This is a genomic window from Candidatus Methylacidiphilum fumarolicum (assembly GCF_949774925.1).
GTDB classification, from domain to species: Bacteria; Verrucomicrobiota; Verrucomicrobiia; order Methylacidiphilales; family Methylacidiphilaceae; genus Methylacidiphilum; species Methylacidiphilum fumarolicum.
The window spans coordinates 962,083-982,153 of record NZ_OX458932.1 but is presented as its reverse complement, the minus strand read 5'-3'; the positions used below and the strand labels follow the sequence as shown (position 1 = coordinate 982,153).

General features: G+C 40.4%; 17 protein-coding genes and 1 tRNA gene. 5 read left to right on the top strand and 13 right to left on the bottom strand.

Features of this window, described 5'->3' with window-relative positions; all coding sequences use genetic code 11:
- Positions 1-14: 14 nt before the first annotated feature.
- The 10 genes from QOL44_RS04485 to QOL44_RS04440 all read right to left on the bottom strand — a co-directional run bounded on the left by QOL44_RS04485 (position 15) and on the right by QOL44_RS04440 (position 10,057).
- A complete protein-coding gene (locus tag QOL44_RS04485) occupies positions 15-1,220 on the bottom strand; it encodes an SIS domain-containing protein (protein ID WP_009061203.1) in 1,206 nt (401 codons plus the stop codon).
- Positions 1,214-2,230 (bottom strand): hydrogenase expression/formation protein HypE, encoded by a 1,017-nt coding sequence (hypE, locus tag QOL44_RS04480; RefSeq protein ID WP_009061206.1) that lies wholly within the window; start codon positions 2,228-2,230, stop codon positions 1,214-1,216. The genes QOL44_RS04485 and hypE overlap by 7 nt, the downstream gene beginning before the upstream one ends.
- 48 nt (positions 2,231-2,278) lie before the next feature.
- A complete protein-coding gene (gene hypD, locus QOL44_RS04475; protein WP_009061208.1) occupies positions 2,279-3,391 on the bottom strand; it encodes a hydrogenase formation protein HypD in 1,113 nt (370 codons plus the stop codon).
- A 40-nt stretch (positions 3,392-3,431) separates the two neighbouring features.
- Positions 3,432-3,806 (bottom strand): HypC/HybG/HupF family hydrogenase formation chaperone, encoded by a 375-nt coding sequence (locus QOL44_RS04470; protein WP_009061210.1) that lies wholly within the window; start codon positions 3,804-3,806, stop codon positions 3,432-3,434.
- The gene (hypF, locus tag QOL44_RS04465) at positions 3,803-6,142 is read right to left on the bottom strand and encodes a carbamoyltransferase HypF (protein WP_166791426.1); all 2,340 of its coding nucleotides are present in this window, start codon (positions 6,140-6,142) and stop codon (positions 3,803-3,805) included. Before hypF ends, QOL44_RS04470 begins: the two co-directional genes overlap by 4 nt.
- A gap of 55 nt (positions 6,143-6,197) precedes the next feature.
- Positions 6,198-6,908: a nickel transporter gene (locus tag QOL44_RS04460; RefSeq protein WP_009061214.1), complete on the bottom strand. Its 711-nt coding sequence runs from the start codon at positions 6,906-6,908 to the stop codon at positions 6,198-6,200.
- Between the two features lie 29 nt (positions 6,909-6,937).
- The gene (hypB, locus tag QOL44_RS04455; RefSeq protein ID WP_009061217.1) at positions 6,938-7,738 is read right to left on the bottom strand and encodes a hydrogenase nickel incorporation protein HypB; all 801 of its coding nucleotides are present in this window, start codon (positions 7,736-7,738) and stop codon (positions 6,938-6,940) included.
- Between the two features lie 677 nt (positions 7,739-8,415).
- Positions 8,416-8,745, bottom strand: a complete 330-nt coding sequence (locus tag QOL44_RS04450) for a hypothetical protein (RefSeq protein ID WP_009061220.1) — start codon at positions 8,743-8,745, stop codon at positions 8,416-8,418.
- 71 nt (positions 8,746-8,816) lie between these two features.
- Positions 8,817-9,359: a hypothetical protein gene (locus QOL44_RS04445; RefSeq protein ID WP_009061222.1), complete on the bottom strand. Its 543-nt coding sequence runs from the start codon at positions 9,357-9,359 to the stop codon at positions 8,817-8,819.
- 53 nt (positions 9,360-9,412) lie between these two features.
- A complete protein-coding gene (locus tag QOL44_RS04440; RefSeq protein WP_134372692.1) occupies positions 9,413-10,057 on the bottom strand; it encodes a TonB-dependent receptor plug domain-containing protein in 645 nt (214 codons plus the stop codon).
- Between the two features lie 465 nt (positions 10,058-10,522).
- On the opposite strand from QOL44_RS04440, the gene QOL44_RS04435 reads away from it, so the two are divergent.
- The 3 genes from QOL44_RS04435 to QOL44_RS04425 are packed head-to-tail and all read left to right on the top strand — an operon-like array spanning position 10,523 to position 12,941.
- On the top strand, positions 10,523-11,158 hold the full coding sequence (locus tag QOL44_RS04435; RefSeq protein ID WP_009061226.1) for a DUF6084 family protein: 636 nt from the start codon (positions 10,523-10,525) through the stop codon (positions 11,156-11,158).
- Positions 11,155-12,399, top strand: coding sequence for a hypothetical protein (locus QOL44_RS04430; protein WP_009061228.1), 1,245 nt, complete (start codon positions 11,155-11,157; stop codon positions 12,397-12,399). Before QOL44_RS04435 ends, QOL44_RS04430 begins: the two co-directional genes overlap by 4 nt.
- Positions 12,396-12,941 (top strand): hydrogenase maturation protease, encoded by a 546-nt coding sequence (locus QOL44_RS04425; RefSeq protein WP_009061229.1) that lies wholly within the window; start codon positions 12,396-12,398, stop codon positions 12,939-12,941. Before QOL44_RS04430 ends, QOL44_RS04425 begins: the two co-directional genes overlap by 4 nt.
- Before the next feature lie 45 nt (positions 12,942-12,986).
- Here QOL44_RS04425 and QOL44_RS04420 read toward each other — a convergent pair whose 3' ends face one another.
- The 3 genes from QOL44_RS04420 to QOL44_RS04410 all read right to left on the bottom strand — a co-directional run bounded on the left by QOL44_RS04420 (position 12,987) and on the right by QOL44_RS04410 (position 17,196).
- Positions 12,987-14,801, bottom strand: coding sequence for a nickel-dependent hydrogenase large subunit (locus tag QOL44_RS04420; protein WP_009061231.1), 1,815 nt, complete (start codon positions 14,799-14,801; stop codon positions 12,987-12,989).
- A 1-nt stretch (position 14,802) separates the two neighbouring features.
- Positions 14,803-15,858 (bottom strand): NADH-quinone oxidoreductase subunit B family protein, encoded by a 1,056-nt coding sequence (locus QOL44_RS04415; RefSeq protein ID WP_009061233.1) that lies wholly within the window; start codon positions 15,856-15,858, stop codon positions 14,803-14,805.
- Positions 15,859-17,107: 1,249 nt separating this feature from the next.
- Positions 17,108-17,196 (bottom strand) — tRNA-Ser (locus QOL44_RS04410).
- A 135-nt stretch (positions 17,197-17,331) separates the two neighbouring features.
- Here QOL44_RS04410 and QOL44_RS04405 point away from each other — a divergent pair.
- Complete coding sequence (locus QOL44_RS04405) at positions 17,332-17,964, top strand: 2OG-Fe(II) oxygenase family protein (protein ID WP_009061237.1); 633 nt, start codon at positions 17,332-17,334, stop codon at positions 17,962-17,964.
- A gap of 107 nt (positions 17,965-18,071) precedes the next feature.
- Positions 18,072-20,024: a GNA1162 family protein gene (locus tag QOL44_RS04400; RefSeq protein ID WP_009061239.1), complete on the top strand. Its 1,953-nt coding sequence runs from the start codon at positions 18,072-18,074 to the stop codon at positions 20,022-20,024.
- Positions 20,025-20,071 lie beyond the last annotated feature (47 nt).

Sequence of the window (20,071 nt, the reverse complement as noted above, 5' to 3'; positions counted from 1 at the left end):
CATTAAATATCTATCTATTCTGGACTCTTTCCGATTGGTTCCTTTTCCCTTAAAAGCTCACAGATCAAATGGTAAACGGTAGCCTGCACTTCTTGGATACGAGGAATGTAGTCAGAACGAACGATAATGGATAGGTCAGCAAGTCCCCTACAAACGATCTCCCCTCCATCGTATCCCAAAATGGCAATAGTAGAAAGCCCCTTTTTCCTTGCTTCCTCAAAACAGGTCAAAACATTGCGTGATCCACCACTTGTCGAAATTCCAACTACAATATCTCCAGATTCTAAATGGGCCATCAATTGACGCGAAAAAATGACTTCTGCTCCAACATCATTGGCCAGCGCAGAGATCACGGCTGGTTCCATAGATAATGAATAGGCAGTCAAAGGTTTGGGCCATTCCACAGATATATTCAGTAGGTCTAAAGCAAAGTCATTGGCATCCGTAGCTGATCCTCCATTGCCAAAGAGGATAATTTTAGCTCCCTGTTGACTTTTTTCTTTAAGTAGTTTTGCTGCCTGAAGAATCTTTTCGCCCTCATCTTCTACCACCTGTAATCTTAATCTTTCATCTTCTTTGGCTTTTTCTCGTATTGACCAACTCACCTCCTCAATAATCCCTGCCTCTGGCTGACCATCTATACCCAAAAAGGGATAGAGAAAATGTGCTTCTCCTCCCGATTGTCCTAAATGACGATGTTCAAAAAAAAGATGCACCGTTTCCCATAAGGTGTGATAAAGGATTTCGACGATCTCTTGAAATATAAAAGGATCTTCAGAAGGATTGTCTATAAAATAACTTCCCCTCTTTCCAGGCAGCGCTAAAGTCAAAGCTCCCCTTCCCATCGCCAGGTCAATGGCCTTTTCAACCAAAACATCTCCTTCAATTCCACTGAATCCAAAAACAATGTCATTAGCCCTGCAGATGGCCTTAAGCCAATTAAAAAAATCCGCTGAGATATCTAAAGCCGGCAGCGCTCGTTTGCCAACGATTACAGGATGGACAAACTCTACCGCAACATGCTGTGCATCAGTTTGAGAAGAGCCTCGACCAAAAGCCAAAATTCTACCTCCATTCAAAAACCGGCTAGCAATCTGCTGGCATATTGTTGCCAATGATAAAGCTTCTTTTTGGAAAAACAAGGCCGAGAGCTCGTTTCGCTTTTCAACCCGCTGTCTTATCCAATTAAGATCTTTTGGTATTTTTTCTTTCCTTAACATATCCTTGGCAAGGGATCTCCTATCAGCATATCAACCATCCGACTCCCACCATATCCAGAAAGAGCAACCACTTTCCCAGGAGGTTTGTTTGAAATTACCCCAATAATTCTAGCTTCTTCCCCTCCAGGAATGTCATTTAGCAGCTTTTGAAAATCAACGGCCTTCTTCTGATCCACAACAGCAACAAATTGTCCTTCAGAAGCTATGTGCAGGGGATCCAGGCCCAAGATCTCACAAGCTCCTCGAACTTCTTGACGAATTGGAATCGACTCCTCTTCGATCATTATTCCAAAGCCAATGTCATGGGCAAGTTCATTAAGGACTGAAGCCAAGCCTCCCCTTGTAGGATCCCGCATCCACTTAATAGCCGCAGGCTCCAATCTAATCATAGGTTCAATTATTGGCCAAAGAGGTCGGCTATCTGTCTGAAGAGTTGCTTCCAGTTCTATTTCTCCTCTGGCTAAAAGAACTGTAATCCCATGGTCACCGATAGGACCTGAAAGTAAAATTTTATCTCCAACTTCCACTCTATGAGGACCTAAATTCACCCCTGGCTCCACAAGTCCATACCCAGTCGTTGTAATATAAAGCCCGTCTCCTTTTCCGTGCTCAACGACTTTTGTATCCCCTCCAGCAATAATAACCGAGGCAGCTTTTGCAGCCCGAGCCATGGCTTTGACTTCCCGTTGAAAAACCTCCATTGAAAGTCCTGCTTCCAGAATCCAACTGGATAAAATAACCAAAGGCTTTGCTCCCGAAACAGCTAGGTCATTAACAGTCCCGTTGACCGCAAGTTCACCAATGGATCCACCCGGAAATACTAAGGGGCTGATCACATAACTGTCTGTTGTCAGCGCATATCTGGTTTTATCCCATTCGATAATCGCAGCATCAGCAAGAGGCTCTAAAAGTGGGTTCCTGCATTCAGCCAATATCACCTGTTCAATTAACCTTCTACTCGATTTGCCTCCCGCTCCATGAGCCAGTTCTATGCACTGTTCCTGTTTCATTATCCAATTCCATTGCAAAACCCATTTAACTTGGCAGCTCTCTTGTCCCTATGCATAGACCTCTGTTTTTTGATAGACGTGATGATAGTAAGCTGCACAAGCTCCTTCTGAAGAGACCATCAAAGCTCCTACTGGATGTTCTGGATTGCAGCTCTTTCCAAAGAGCTTACATTGATAAGGCTTGAGCACCCCTTTCAGGACTTCTCCACACTGCGCTGCTTTTGGATCAGTAAGAGTAATCCCTTGAGTGCCAAAACGCAATTCAGCATCCCAATAAGAAAATTCTTTTTTAATTTTAAGGGCCGACTGTGCTATGAATCCTAGTCCGCGCCATTCGAAATACGAACGAAGCTCAAAAACCCGTTGAAGAAGCCTCAACGCCGTGCGATTACCCTCCCAAGGAACAACACGGCCATACTGATTTTCTACCTCGCTCTTTTTTTCTTTTAACTGGCGCAAGATTCGTAGAATGGATTCTAAAATATCCAAAGGTTCAAAACCTGAAATCACTATTGGTTTCCTATAATTTTGGGCAACAAATGCATATGGCCGACAACCAATCACTGTAGAGACATGACCAGGACCAATAAACCCATCAAGTCGCATGTCAGGCGAATCTAGAATCGCTCGAATGGCAGGCAGAATCAACACATGGTTACAAAATACAGAAAAGTTTTTTATTCCCCATTCCTGTGCCTTTAAAAGTGTTAGAGCCGTTGCAGGAGCTGTAGTTTCAAAACCAATAGCAAAAAAAACAACCTCTTTTTTAGGATGTTCTTTAGCCAGCTTCAGGCTATCTAACGGAGAATACACCATTCGAATGTCTCTACCTTTTGCTTTCAGGACTAGAGGACTGCCTGTTTGACCAGGCACTCTCATCATATCCCCAAAAGCGGTTAAAATCACTTTTGGATCTTCAGCAATTCTCAGCCCCTCGTCAATTCTTCCCATCGGCAATACACATACAGGACATCCTGGACCATGGATCAATTCCACATTTGAAGGAATAAGATCATGAAGTCCAAATCGGTAAATAGAAAAAGTATGGCCTCCGCAGACTTCCATGATCCGGTAGTGCACTTTAGGATCAGCTAGCTGTTGAATCGCTTCTATTGTCTTTTTAATAAGTCGGCTGTCCCGAAATTCATCTACATAGTGCATCTGTACTTTCTAAAAATCAGATTCTTCAAAGAGATATCTTTTATGCTTTTTTTTCTTCTTCTTCCATAGAATAACCTTGAAGCTCTTCCATTGCCTGTTTATCTTCTCCAAGCATAGAAAGAATCCGTAACTGATCCTGAGCTTCATGTTCAGATATTTTCGCCATTGCAAATCCAACATGAATTAATACCCAATCCCCTGGTTTAGGATCTTCGTCCTTTATTAATTCAATGTTGATCCTCCTCTTCACTGAAGAAACCTCAACAAGAGCCGTTTGAACAAAAGGCGTTTGGTCGTTAAGATCCATTTCAACTATTTTTCCAGGAATTGCTAAACACATATCTTTTTGTAGGCTATTCTTTTTTCTATGGATGTCAATGCCAAGTAATAGGTTTAAAAGCGGAGGAGGCTTCACAGCTTCTTTCTTATCCAGTGATTTTCATAAGCAAGGGCAATGAGCTGACCAAAACTGATATTCTCGTCATTGGGACAGAGGGTCCTATGAAAAAAAAGTTCCAATTTGTCTCCCCACAAAAGCTTCAACAGGTCAACTAACAAGCCATTTTGAAAGACTCCACCAGAAAAAGCTATTTTCCGCACTTGAAACTCGTTGGCTAATCTTCCCACAAGCTGGGCTAGCCAATAGTGTAGTCCAAAAGCGATCTCCTCCTTCGGTCTTTTTTCTTCTGCCATCTGCCTTATCCATTGGAACAACTGACCTAGGTAAACCACACTGTTATAAAGCTTCGCCTCTGGAACTTTCCAATTTTTTATTGCGTGCGTGTTGTTCCAAAGACCTACAGATAAAGCGTAGCGGGTAGCTTGTTTTTGTAACTCAATGGCTGCTTGACCTTCAAAAGTAGTATAATCACAAAGACCAAGTATCGAGGCTACTCCATCAAAAATTCTGCCAACACTTGAACTTAAAGCATATTTTTTTGCTTCAAGCATCTTCAGATAGGCTCTCCATTCGATAGCTGAAAACTTCGGTCTCAAAAAGTTCAGTTCATCTAATGTTCCAACTTGTGATGACCATATGCCAAGAGCAGAAATACGCGGTTCTTTAATGCCCTTATCGGCTAAGAGAAGAGGGAAATATTCGAAATGAGCTAGCCTTTTCATTCCTTGATCCCTTTGAAAAAGGAAAAATTCTCCCCCCCAAATTCTTCCGTCTTCCCCATATCCAGTCCCATCCCATACGATACCCAATACAGGCTGCTGTTGCCAAAGAAGGTCGTTTTCGGCTAAAACCGCCCAAAAATGGGCTTTATGATGCTGTACAAAAAAAGGGTTGAGTTTATTACTCTTTGAAATCTCCAGACCCAATTCAGTCGAATGATACCGAGGATGAAGGTCAACAGCGACAGCTGTTGGTATAAGATCAAAAAGTTTTGTAAAATGAGTCAGGACTTTCTGATAGGTTTCATAAGCATTCCAGTTGCCCAGATCACCTAAATATTGAGAAACATAAACGTTCGATTCGTGACAAAGGCTAAAGGTAGCTTTGAGATCCGATCCCAAAGCCAAAAGACAAGCTGACTGTGAAAATTCATAAGAGTCTAACCTATAAAAGGGAGCAAAAGAACGACTTCTTCGGAGCAAAATCGGCGTCTTCGTCAAAGGGGAACAAGCCATGACCGAATCATCCTGAGGCACTGCAATGTCTCTGTTATGAGTAAGCACTTTATCAACTACCCCTTGGAGTTGAGAGAAAACTTCTTCCTCTGTAGTTAGTATGGGAGAGCCGGAAATGTTCGCGCTGGTTGCTATCACTGGATGTTGGATAAGATCAAGGAGCAAAACGTACAAGGGAGCATAGGCAAGCATGATCCCAAGAGTATCTTGCAAAGGTGCAATGTGCTCAGAAAGGGCCGAAGAGAAATTTGTTTTTTTTCTTAGGAGCATAATTGGCTTTTGACGGGACGTCAGCCACATTTCTTCTTCGCCGGAAATTTCAGTATGCTCTTTGACAGTCTTAAGGTCTTGAAACATTAAGGCAAAAGGTTTATGAGCCCTTTTTTTGCTTTCTCTCAGGCGCAAGACAGTCTGATCGCTGTAGCTGTCTGCCACAATTAAAAAGCCTCCGATACCCTTAACAGCGACAATTTCTCCTGCTAAGATTCCCTTTGCCGCCTCGTCAAGCGCAGAATGATTACAGCTCAATTCATTTCTTTGTTTATCATAAAGTCTTAGGGTTATCCCGCAGTCTTTGCATGAATTGGTTTGAGAATAAAATCGGCGATCCAGTGGCTCTTCATATTCCCTTTGACATTCATAGCACATCTTAAAAGAAGCCATCGTCGTCCTCTGCCTGTCATACGGTAACGAAAGGATGATGGAGAAACGCGGTCCGCATTGCGTACAGGTTATAAAAGGATAACCAAAGCGCCGATTAGTTGGAGAACGAAGCTCCACCAGGCAATCCTCACAAAGATCAAGATCAGGCAAAAGAAGGACCGATGGTTTACCTTCTTCTTGACTTTGTTCGATGGTAAAAGACTTATAGTGTTTGACTTCTGCTTTTTCGAAGACCGACGAACTGATAAATGCAATGGAGGGAGCTTGATCGATGATATCACGACAGAAAGTTTCAACATTTTCTTGAGTCCCCTCGACATGGATGTGTACTCCACTTGTCGTATTGTTGACCCAGCCTTGTAGTGCAAGTCTGTGAGCAAGCTTGTAAACAAAAGGCCTAAAACCAACTCCTTGAACTTTGCCTTTTAAATGAATGCGTAAGGCTTTTTTCATTACAGATGTTTTTGACATCAGCTAGGTCGTAAGTGAAAGGCTGAGCTTTTTATCTTCATTCTCCTCCTCCAATCAACCAGAACAAACCTACGCCTATAGCCAAGCTGCCAAAACAGATGTTTAACCATTTCCCCTTCCTTTTTGTATCTACTAGTTGACTAAAAACCATCCTGGATAAAAAAAATGAAAAAACGATCATTCCCAATATAGCTCCTAACCCAAAACCTAAAACATAAAGGGCTGCAAGTGCTTGTGTGGGAAATGCCAAAACGGGAAGGGCTCCGAGAAAATGGTTGGATCCCGCAATCCCATGTAGCAATCCTATCCCTAAAGATGCATGGGTATGATAATGTGGACTATGCTCGTGTAAAGGGGAAGTAGAGGAGACCGCCGGCGTTTCTTCATGGTAATGAATATGACAATGTTCTATCCCATCATGATGATGGCTATGGATATGAATTTTCTTTTGAAAGACCCGGCGAATGCTCCAAATCCCTATCCCCATCAAGACAATCCCAACCGCTTTTTCCGACCACCGAGAAAGCTGAGCGATCGGAAAGAGGTTACGAAAAAAAAATAAAATGACCGCTAAAATCCAGATTCCACCGCTATGTCCTAGGCCCCAGAACAAACCGATTTTCCAAGCTGCCTTCCTGCTTTCAATAGCCAAGGGAGCAATAGCGCTCAAATGATCCGGTCCCGTTAAAGCATGAATGAAGCCCGCAACTAGGCCAGTAATCAAAACAAGTTCTGGGGATAAATCCACAAAACGCCTCTTATCGAATTAGTTAAAAATTAACAGACAGATTCTGCTCCTCTAACAGTGGCCAATTGTTGATTAACCCAATGCAACCACTTTTCTATTCCTTCTCCTGTTTTTGCTGATAAGGCAACGACTTCCATTCCTGGCCGAATCCTTCGAAGACCATCCATACATTTTTCCACCGAAAAGTCAACATAAGGGAGCAAGTCGATCTTCGTCAACACCAATAAATCAGCTCCGTAAAAAGCTTCAGGATATTTAAGAGGTTTATCATCCCCTTCAGCTACAGACAAAAGCAATACTCTTTTTGTTTCACCTAGATCAAAAAGAGCCGGACAAATCAAATTACCTACATTTTCAATCCACAAGATCCCCTCCGAAGGTAAAAGGATCTCTTCTAGAGCATGACCAATGGAATGGGCATCCAAATGACATCCTTTTCCTGTTTGGATTTGTACCGCTTCCACACCGGTCTGCCGAATTCTTTGGGCATCTATTTCACTCTGCTGATCCCCTTCGATAACCGCTTGAGGGAATTTTCCTTGAAAAGCCTCAATGGTTTTCACTAAAAGAGAGGTTTTCCCTGAACCTGGGCTTGAAATTACATTTAGAGCCAAAATTTTTCGGGCAGAAAATAAAGAGCGGTTCGTCTTTGCAAATCGGCTGTTTGTTTCAAGAACATCCATTTGAAGTTTCACCTGATCTCTTGGTTTCTCAGCCTCAATCTCTTTGTGATCGTTATGATCATGATGAGAATGGATTAGCTCCGGATGGTGGTTTACTGACTGAGTTGATTGATGAGAAGCAAGCTGACAGCCGCAATGTTCGCACATAAGTCTATTCTCTCCGCAAAAAACAATGATTGTTTAGAATATGAGTATAAAGTATAGGTCATTTTCTTTTTTTTCTAAAGTGAAATTTGTGGCTTTGGAGATTTGGCTGGCCACACTCAAGCTTTCTATCCTTCTAGGATTCAGGGCATAAGCTAAAAAACAAGTGAGAAAGGCCTAGAGATTATTAGGCTCCGTAGCTTCTTTCAAATCCATTGTCGAAGAACAGCTTACCTTGCCTTCTGTCTAAGTTCAGTCAACTTTATTTATTTTCTTCAGTTTTTGAAGAACTGGCTTTCCATTATCCTGAAAATGTTGCACCTCTTACATAGGCAACATCAAGCAGGAACATATACTCTTAAACCTAATTCAACCGGCATCCGAAGATCATATCATTGCCAATGGCACTTTTTATCGCAATATTTTATCTCAAGGGATGGATAAGTGAAGCTATGGTCAATCAACGTTCAAATAAAACTAACGACTTCGACTTTTTGTTAGTGCCATTTCATTACTCCATCAGAAGACCATGTTCCAGCCACCTCACTATCAATGTATGATGGAAGTTTAGATTCCATTTCGTTAAAAAACAGTTCTAAAAGCTCTTAGGCATTCTTAAGAAAAACTAGTGACTCCCTATAGGGCATATTCAAGAAACCGCAATAAAGAAAAAAACGCCGTTAATTAGTTGCTGGGGATTCGTTCTCCTTGGATGGACTGTTGGAAGTCTCTGATGATGTCTTGGAATCCGTTTTTTGATTATCTTTAGTTAGTATATTCCATAATTGTTGAAGAATATAATATAAGAAACCAATTCGGATTATTTTGGAAAGAATCCACCGGAGAGAATATAAGAGAAGACCTATAATAATTCCTATGATCAAGCTGATCAAAAGGATGTTTTCATTAGATAAGTTTTTACTAACGCGCTTTAAAGATTCTAAGAAATGGGCTTGAGCTTCTTTTAGCCTTACTTTAAAATCTTGTGAGCTATTTTTCGTATGATCCATAAAAAAATCCAGACAATAACATTAAGAAGGCGCCACAGAGAAATGCTCCTCCAATTTTTCTCATTCCTGCACTAAAAAAGAAGAAAAAGACTCCATATTCCATAGAGAAAGCCAATAAGAAAAGAAATTACCGAAAATATAATAAAAATTAAACTGATTAAAAGAAGAATAAGAAAAGCCCAAGTGTCCATAGGCACCGGTTGGCCAATTTCCGTTCGAAAATATTCGATCATAAGGTTATTAACAATCCGCAGCCGGTCGTTAACCTCCAACCGGATAATCGGTTGAAAAACTCCATAGGTTTGAAGTGTGAATTTCAAAGGACTATTGAAGATGTTGTTTCTGCCGCTAATCGGAACTTCAGGCCCAAAATCTATCACGTATCCTCCAGAAGGAGGCGGGATAACATGACCAGGAATAAAAGCTCCTGTGGGACCTATTGATCCAATCCAACTCCCTGTCTTGTAAAGCCCATCCTGGATAAGAGCAGCCGTAGGCCGATTAAGTCCTGCGTAAGGAACAAAATTGTTGAGATCCAGTTCTCCATTACAGTCGATCCAAAGATTTTCCCATGGATGGGCACTAAAAGCTAAATAGAAGGCCTCCCTTTGCATATATGCCCCATCGTAGTAATTAAATGGGGCATAACCAGCCTGCCCAAAATAATCTATTCTGAAAGCGGCTTTTTGGTTTTCCTGACTGGACCGCCTAAATCTACATTCCAAAAGCTATCCCCATACATGCCAAAAGTATAGGAAGCATTTCTATGAAACCGATCAAAGTAAGGCTGTTTAGTTAGCTCATTAACGTAACCCCCAGCAAATTCTTGAGGACCAAATATAATACTTACTGGGCTAGTCACTATGTCCAAAGAACCATAAGCCATCGTGTTCATTAAAGGACTCCAATTACCCCCACTGGAAAAGCCAACCAACATTCCATTACGAAACACTGTGCCTGGCAGACCCCGGATGACAGGTTCACTAACAATATTACCCGTCGCTTGAGTGGGATTTATCGAAGGGTTAAACGAGGCTAAGTCATTTACAGTTAAAGCCATGACCGTTTTCATCTCCTCTTGACTTACTGGACGAATGTCGCGAGGAATTTCTATGATGTTCATTTCAGGACCATAAGAAGAAAACTGTCGACTGGTAGGCAAAATAGTAGACTCGGAAGGAACAGTCTGAGCGCTGACGGTGACTTCAGGTAGAGAAATGGTCGGAATGCTTCCTGAAGGTTCCTTTGAATCTTTTAAATGCCTTTCCATGGCCCCATCGAGCGGATCCTCCACTACTTGTGCCCAAGCCACAGCGAAATGAACCTCCAGCTGCAAGAAAAGAAAGATTAAAAAAACCAGGCAAAAAAGAAAGGAGAGAGAGGATCCAAAGAGAAAGATCCATAACAACAAGCTTCAGCTTCAATCCAAAGCCCTTCACCCAAAAAGGGCGCTAGTTTTTAAGCAAAAGAATTTCGTATGCAGAAAAGTTAGAGAAAACTATTTTAGTTTTGGCAAAACCAAACTACAATAACCCAATCACCTACCTGGATTTGGGTATAAAAGAAAAGCTAATCCTGCTTTTTGTTTCTCCACACTGAACCCAGCCAACCAGATCTTTTTGAACAGGATCATAAGCAATGGAAAGAACTTGAGCAAAAAAAAGGACAATTTCCTGGATTAAAATTCTTTTTTAAATCTCATTTTCCAGTAAAATAATATCCTGGAAGAATATCAATATAGTAAACAACAAGCATAAAAAAATTAAATCAACCAACAGTGCACCTTAGTTTTGAAATCCTTAAAGCCCTTCCCAAACCGCATTGTTTGTCTCCTACTCTAAATTTTTTAGTCCAAGTCCATTATCTTGGGAAAGAACTTCTTGATTCGGCTCTTCTGAAAGTGCTGGTTATGATAGATCCGAAAATCAAAGATTACAGTTTGTCGGAAGTAAAAAGGGTAGAGCGTCGTTTTGGTCCACCTGATTCTCTCAATAATATTTTGTGGTGTGAAAAGATGTTGCTTTTAAATCGAACCAATTCGATCCAGACTGTAGATCTACCCATTGAGATTAAAGAGGATCATGAGTCAGCTATTTGGTATTATTTTTCTTCTCTAGAAGGAGGAGAAATCTTTTTAAAATTTTTTTTCAGTGGAATTTGTTATCTTTTAGCTGAAGACAAAATAACAGTCCGATCTATTCCTTGGAGTTCTGAATGCAGCTATCTGTTGCCCTACGACATCTGGAAAGAAACGATTTATAGATACTATCCAGATTCCCTTTGGATCCGATTGGATCATAGCCTCTATGGAAGACTGCAGGATTATCAATTATCCAATGGACTTCCTTCGCTGCAAACGGCCTTAGAAAGGCTATTAGATAAAGAACAAACTGAAACAAGGAGAATAGTTTGACAATAGAACAAGCCCGTCTTTTATCTCAAACTCTTCTCTACGAAGGTTATATTCTATGGCCTTATCGAGCAAACGCTTTAAAGAATAACCCGGCAACCCGATTTCAATTTGGGGTTCTGATGCCACAACTCTCTGATCCTCAATTCCAACAGGAACCATATTCTGCCTCCACTCACATCCTTTTTGAAGCCCCACAGTCATCGACATTGACTCTATATCTTCGATTCCTTCAACTTCAAAGTAGAACAGTAGAAAAAAAACAAGAGGGGCAATTTGTTCCTGTGGATCAACTTCAAGAAGGCAAAAAATTATTGATTCCTTGGGATGAAGCGATCGAACACGAATATTGCTTCTGCTTCCCTTTAAACGGGTTTTCTAGGGATGGAGAACAACTACCCATGGAAATTCCAGCAAAAAATGTTTACGAAGAATTTCCTTCTGGAAGAATCATGAGATCTGCAGAGACTTTACAAGGACTTGTCCAGCTTTTTCCCCTCCAAATCGACCAGTATTGTCTGCTGAAAATCCAATGGCAAAACCTTAAAGTCCTCGATTATTCTTTGGTTTCAAAAAGAGAGATCCTCCTCAAACACGCTTTTCTTTCCATCAACATTCTTTGCCAGCTTTCTACCGGAAAATTCATGTCACTATCGAATCCTCCCTCTATTCTTCAAAATCAAGTTCAAGCTCTTAAAAACCAGGGACTATGGCCAATTCTTCTCACTGATCAACTCCTACTGGTTTCTCCCATTATTATGGAAGATTATCCTAAGCTTGCTCCTGAAAGCCATGGCCAGGACTTTGATGCCACAGAAATCGAAGAACTTCTTGCATTAAGCACACTATGCCTAACTTCCGAAGAAAAACAATGGGCAAAAGCTACCGATCCAAAAGCCAATGAATTAATTGAGCGGTGGTCGGATTTTAATCTTCATTCTCTGACAGGGCTGCATGGAACTATGCGAAAAATGGAAGAGGTTTCAGAAGACTACATTGAATCGCTGTACATTGAGAACAAGCTGGTCAAAACTGGCAGCCTGGTCAAACTTCAGCCTCAAGGCAGAGCGGATGCATGCGATCTTTTTTACAACCAAAAAATAGCTCGAGTGGAAGAAATTCGGAAGGACGTCGAAGGAAACTATTTCATTGGGGTCACCTTAATAGAGGATCCTGGAGCAGAAGTGTTTCGGTGGTATGGTCGATTTCTTTATTTTAAACCTAACGAAATCCTACCTTTATGAAAGGATTAATAGGAGGAGTCGGGAATATCTTTTTTGGAGACGATGGATTTGGAGTAGAAGTAATCCAGTCGATAAGAAAAACTTACTATCCTCCATCGCCATCCCTTTCCATCATGGATTTTGGCATTCGTACCGTTGACCTGGCATTTGAACTGACCAATGGTTACGATTGGGCCATTATTATTGACGCCGTCTTTTTAGGCAATCCTCCAGGCCGAATCTACCTACTCCACCCTAAAGATTATCCCCTCAACTCATCCTTTCATCCTCATCAAATGGACATCCCATCGATGTTGAATTTTGCGGGTCAATTAGGATCCATTCCCCAACAGATTTATTTGATTGGATGCGAACCAGAAACTATTGAAGAAAAGATCGGTCTTTCTTCCTCTGTTCAACAAGCTGTTAGACATACAGCCAATGTTTTAATCAAGGCTATTGATTGTTTGTTGGTTGATCAATCTTGCATTCCAACAAATGAGTTTTGGGCGACGTTTTTTTCTCTTTCCCAAGTAGATAATTTTTACATTGAAAAGAGTTAATTCCTCGCTGATAAGTTCGATGGACTGTCAGTACTTTTACTACTTTTACTTTTTCCACTGAGTCGCTGCAAAAGTAGGTGAATGATAAGCTTCAACAACTTTCCCTTTTGGTAAATACATATGCACTCCACAAGGCAGACAAGGATCGAAGCTTCGGACTGTGCGCATAATATCTATTCCTTTGAAATGCTCTTCACTATTCTCCTCAAAAATAGGCGTATTCTGAACTGCATCTTCATAAGGACCAGGTGTCCCATAGATATCCCGCGGATTGGCATTCCATGGAGTTGGCGGCCAAGGTTGATAATTGGCAATCTTCCCATTTTCTATAATCATATGATGAGAAAGCACCCCCCGCACTGCTTCAGTAAATCCACAACTGATTGCTTCCTTGGGCACTTCAAAAGGGTTCCACGTTTTCGTATGCCCTTTTCGAACCTCTTCTAAGGCTTTTTCAACGAAATATAGTCCTAAGCCCGCTGCATAGGCTTGGAAATAACTTCTAGCTCGGTCCCTTTCAATCGTGTTGGACCATTGAGGAACTTTCCATTCTAGACTCAGTGGTCCTCGCGTAGCTGTTTTGGGTAAATGGATCTTCACCGAATTACCTGTAGCTTCGACATAAGGAGTCTTTACCAAACCGGCCAGAGCAGTAACCCACAGTCGAGCCAATGGGCCTCCTCCCGTATCTAAAGCTAAATAGGAGCGCTTGTCAAACCATCGGGGAGACATTACCCAACTATATTTGCCTTTAAAATCCCTTTTTTGAGGTTTAGGCAAAGTGTCCACATTCCAAGGATGCCTGGGGTCAACAGGATTTCCTAAAGGATCTCGTGTTACCCTATAATGTCCATTGCTTTCCACCCAATCGTCATAATAGGAACTCCCCAGCAATATTCGGATCCCCAAGTTTATTTCTACCAAGTCTGTAGTCAAAAGTTCCCCATCTACCACAATCCCTGGAGTTACGAAAGATTTTCTGGCCCAATCAGTCATCGTTTCATACCGAAAGTCACAAAACTCGGGGTCTGGGAGCGAACTCCAACAGCCAAGTAATATTCGCCTTTTACCTACTTCTTCATAACCAGGGAGAGCTTGATAAAAAAAATTAAACACATCGTCATGCATAGGTACAGCTTTCTTCACCCAGTCTATGTATTTCATCAATCTAGTTAAATAATCAGTAAAAAGCTGTACCGAGGGAACAGTCCCTACCCCACCAGCATACAAAGTAGAAGGATGAACATGCCTTCCCTCCATTAAACAGAACATTTCTCTAGTGACACGACTCATCACTAAAGCTTCGCGATAAAACTCTCCTTCAATGGGATTGAAAGCTCGCATAATGTCAGCAATAGTCTTATACCCATGAATATGCCCATTGGGGGCTTCTGTTCGCGTGGCTTTTTCCCATACTCCAGGATTGGTTTCCTTGACCATTTTTTCGCAAAAATCTACAGCCACTAAATTCTCCTGGAAAATGCAATGATCAAACATGTACTCAGCTGCTTCACCTAAATTACAAATCCATTCTCCAAGATGCGGTGGTCTGACTTTGAAAGCCATGTTTTGATTGTAAACTGAACACGCAGCATGATTGTCGCCACAAATCCCACAAATACGACTAGTGATAAAGTGAGCATCTCGAGGATCTTTCCCCTTCATAAAGATACTGTAGCCACGAAATATCGAAGAGGTACTAAAACACTCCACTACTTTCCTTTGAGAAAAATCTATTTTCGTATAAATTCCTAAACTACCCACAATCCGAGTAATAGGATCCCAAGACATTTCCACTATCCGAGAATTCCCTTTGGAAGAAACTTCTTCCTCAAACTCTGTAGTTTTTGTATCAGCCATATTATCCTCCTTGTTGCCAATGAGGCTTATAACCAGTCGTCAGTTCTGGACGATTGTGTCTCCACTTTGGTTCTTTTTCAACGGTGTGTTCTGTTATCGAACGAAGCTTCCGAATGAGGGTTCCATAATTACCGCTTATCATTGAAGAGACCATTCCTCCAGGGGGCTCATCCATGAAAGGCATAAATTTATCTGGGAATCCGGGCATGGTACATCCAATGCATATCCCTCCAACATTAGGACATCCTCCAATCCCCCCCATCCATCCTCTCTTTGGCACATTGCACTTTACCACCGGACCCCAACAACCAACCTTTACCAGACACTCCTTTTCTCCATACCCGTTAACAAATTGTCCCTGTTCATAATAGCCTCCCCGATCACAGCCTTCATGAACAGTTTGTTCAAAAAGCCAACTGGGTCGTAGATTTTCATCAAGAGGAATCATTGGTGCTTTCCCAGCAGCCTGATAAAGGAGATAAAGAAACGTTTCCGAAAGATTATCTGGTTGAATGGGACAACCGGGTACACAAACAATAGGAATTCCTGCCTTCGATTTCCACTTCCATCCTAGATAGTCTGGAAGCCCCATTGCCCCTGTCGGGTTGCCAGCCATCGCATGCACTCCACCATAGGTCGCACATGTTCCCGCAGCAACAACCGCCCATGCCTTAGGAGCCAACCGATCAATCCATTGGCTGGTTGTCATTGGTTGACCGGTGGAAGGATCATTTCCGAATCCAGCCCAGTATCCCTCAACCTTTATTTTTTCATTCGGAATAGAACCCTCAACCACTAAAATAAAGGGGTCAACTTCCCCACGATCCGCTTTAAAAAACCATTCGATAAAATCATCGCCAGTGTGATAATCTATAAGCGGCCAATGAAACTGTACTTTAGGAAGACCAGGGAATACTCCAAGCACTAAGTCCTCTATGGAAGGCTGGCTAGCAGCAGTCAACGCAACAGAATCTCCGTCACATGAAAGGCCAGCATTGATCCATAATATATGAACCTCAAGCTCCTTTGATTGAACAGACTGTTCGGTATTGTTCATCTCTTTTTTCTCCTGTTCGTTCAGCTTGGGTTTCTATATGCCTATATGCCCAATCTAGCCGAACTTTTCTTTTTTCTCCTGCTTTACATTTGTCGTATTCTTAAATATCTAACAAACCCAGGAAAAGACGGAATCACAATTGCAACAATCACCCATGCAAACAAAATTAAAAAAAGATAACGCCACAACTTCATCTTTGACTTGCTCCTTTTTTTGACGCAGAAACAGTTCACTACCTTTTCTGAGGTTATTCTTGAGGAGATTTTATGTCAATTTAAATTTTTATTTTTTTGAACAGCTTTACCCTTTTACCCTTTCCTGACAACCTACATCAGTTCTCCTTACTGGACCTGCACAGGAATGCTTTTTACTTCGGTGAAAGCAACTAGTCGCTTTAAGATATTTAGATCCTATTTCTCATCATCTTCCCTAAGCTCGTTTTTTGACTATTAATGCTCATCCCTAAGATCTTCGGCAGAGGGAAAATTTTTTTGAGGTCGTAAAAGTTTTCTCACTCCTCTTCTTTTTACTTCTATTCCATTAAAAGCTCACAGATCATATCGTAAACGGTAACCTACACTTCCTGAATTCGAGGAAAGCAGTCAGAACGAGCGATAATGGATAAGTCCGTAAGGTTCCTACTAACGCTTTTTCCTCCATCGCATTCCAAGATGGCTATAACTGAATAGTCTGTAAGAGTTTTATTAAGACTGCTGAAATATTCCTTGTGGCAAAGTTCTTTATCGGGTATCAAGATTATGTCTCCCCATTCATACGGACTACATTGTCCTGCCTTTACAATGTTCCATTGAACTGATATCGCTCTACATTCCCATCCCTTCTTTTGTTAAAAAGGAAAGCTTTAAATTTCAAAAAAACTTCGATTCTGGTTTGCCAAATCTTTTGAGAATCTAATCTCCTTAGTTAATCCCTTTCAATAATGGTCATTTGAAATCTTTTTGAAAGCTTTCAAAGTTCCTAAGGAGAGCAATTTGCTCTGAAATAGCGATAGAATGTGCTTCATACTTAAGGCCAAAATTTTTTTTGCAGAAATTTTTGCAGAAAAAATCTTAGAAATTTTTTAAATGAAATGGGAAAAAACAAACAATCCCGTTGTGTGTCTTTGTTTACCCTAATAAATACAAATCACAATTAATTAAAATTAAATAAAGTGCTCAAGGACTACAGAAAAAGAAAGAGAAAAAAGAGAGCGCTCATATTTTGAGTCCACCTAAACAATAAACTATACCGGAGCCGGAGGGATTCGAACCCTCGAAGGGATTTTGGTCCCTTAACGGTTTAGCAAACCGCTGCCTTCAGCCACTCGGCCACAGCTCCAATTTTATCCATAAACTATATTTTAAACTTTTAGATTATAAACAACTATCTTAAACTTTAAAAAAACTTTGGAAAAGAATGAAGCATTAATTACTCAAAAATTTAACTTTAAAAGAAACAAGGAAAATGAAGCCTATGAAATACCTTCTATTAGAAAAGCTATTGTCGGCACCAGTGATTACGGATCCTTTTGAATATGTCATCGTCAAAGGTTTCGTTAATATCGAAACCAAAGAAACTTTGCTTTCAGATTTTCCGAAAATCCAAAAACCTGGTGTTTTTCCTCTCTCTGAGTTAAATTATGGCCCCGCCTTTGCTTCGTTTATAGAAGAACTGGAAAGCCCGCAACTCACTGAAATCATTCAAGAAAAATTTAGAATAAACCTTCAAAATAGACCCATTTTAACAACAGTAAGAGGTTGGTGTTCAAAAGACAGAGATGGCAATATCCATACTGATTCTGAATGGAAACTCGTTACGCTACTTATTTATTTGAATGAGGAATGGGAACCTCAAGGAGGAAGATTACGCCTTTTAAGAAGTAAAAATATCAATGATTTTGCAGCTGAAGTTCCTCCAGATTGGGGTTCTCTGATTATCTTCAAAAGATCCGACAATTCGTATCATGGCCATTTGCCATTTGAAGGAGAAAGAAGAGTGGTTATGCTCAATTGGGTAACCGATCAAGAGAAATTGAAAAAGGAATTAGAAAGACACAATTTTTCCAGTTTGTTTAAAAAACTAGTGCCTTTTACAATTAAACGTTAAAGTCTTTTTGTTTCAGTAGTATTTTTGAATTGCGCTAGCAAGAGCTATTTGTTCTTTGTTCTTGCTTTTCAATAAGTTAATGTCAAAATTATTCGACTCTTCCAACTATGCGCAATTCCATTTGCCTCCTTGCTGTTTTTTTTCTTTTTTTTGGATGCTCTGGTATTCGAACTCCTCCTGAAGAACAAAAACTTTTTTTAAAAGAACCATCCATTTCCAATCATGGGAGAAAAACTCTTTACGATCATGTAGTCGATATAGATCCTGGACGTATAAAAAGCAGAACCAGTACCTTATTTTACGAACTTCCTCCCAAATCGATTGCTGTTCTACCTTTTGTCGACAAAGATAGTGGAAATTTTTATTTAGACAAAGTTGCCGTGACTAATCGAAATCCTCAATGGAAAGAACAATATCGGTGGACAAGAGCGCAAAGAGTTAGAAAACTAATTTACGGCAACCTAGCTCAAAGAGAATATTATCCCATTAAGTTAGAAAAGGTCGATGCAGTATTAAAAGAACATGGAATCAAAAATAGTACAGATCTTTCTAAGATATCTCCTGAAGTTTTGGGCTCATGGCTTAATGTAGATGCTGTGATATACGGAATTGTCAAAAATTATGAAAGTTATTATGCGGGAATTATTTGTGGTTACAGTATTGCTGCAGATGTACAAATGATCTCAACAAAAACAGGTGATCAGCTCTTTTATTCTTCAGCCTCTAGAAACCAAGTAGGATTTGATTTTGGATTGAACCCAACTGATTTAGCTATAAATATGATTGCCAATGGGACCTATTTAAGAGATGTGGTCTTGAGAAGAGCTGAAGAAGATATTTCAAGAGAAATTGTTTTCAGAATTCCAACTAGAAGGCCATTGCCCTATTTTCCTCAAACGGAAAAAACAAAGCTTTCTGAAAATCAACATAAAGCAAAAAAAAAGAAAGAAGAATCTCTCAGCCATTCTCTAAATTTCCAAAATCCATTGTTGGCTAACAAAAAAAATGAGCAGTCACCCACTAGGAGCCATTCTGTTGGAAATATTCTACAGAATGATGCTCTAACATTTAATAATCATCCTACCTTTTCTGCTCATTTATTTAGAAAAGAAAAAGAAACTAAAAATGAAATAAAAGAACAAATTAGAAAAGCAGATTTTGCCCTAGCACCAATAGAAGAAGCAAGGACGGACCATAACAAGAAGGAATTAGCCTTGCCATCAAACCTTCTCAATTCTGTCCCTCAACAAAGTTTTTTTCTGTCCGAAATTGCTGAAAAACAACATGGAAAAAAAACCATGTTTGATCGGTTAATTGAAATGGACATTCAAAAACCTGAGGTAATTGTTCATCCCAGTTATTCCAGTAAAAGGTGCGGTACAATTGCTATCCTTCCTTTTTCAGATCAAGCAACCGGAGGCAACTTACTTATAAATCACATACCACTTTTCCCAAAAACAAAGGAACAAAAGGAAAATTGGAGATGGACAGTAGGAAACAGAATACGCAAAGCAATTGCGTGCTATCTTGCACAAAGGGATTTTGACATTCTTAACATTGGTGAAACAGACACGATTTTAAAATCTCATGGTCTATCAACTATGAAGGATCTACTTAGTGTTCCTTCAAATACATTAGGCAGATGGCTATCAGTAGACAGTCTAATTTATGGAGAAGTCACGACCTACGAAGGATTCTATTCTATCGTATGGGCAGCATGGCGGGTTGGGGCAAAGCTTAATCTTGTATCTACCCATTCGGGGATCACACTTTTAACTACACAAGCTACAAGAACCTCTAATCGTTTCATTCCAGCCATTACTCCTATTGATCTGGCTATAGCAGGAGTAACGACCATGACCACTATGATGCGCGATTACAAATTACGACAGGCTGAAGAAGAATTATCACGGGAATTGGTTTTGAGTTTTCCAAAGGAAGATAATCATTCTGAAGCAAAAGAGCCACGAAAGATCCCTATAAGAACAGCCCATAAAATTTCATTTTTAGAAAATTCCTCAAGCAAAAGAAAAAAATCCATTTTTGGCTTTAAAAGCTAACAAAATCTAATTCTAGTCAATGACCCGTTTGGTAGTATAGTAAGCAA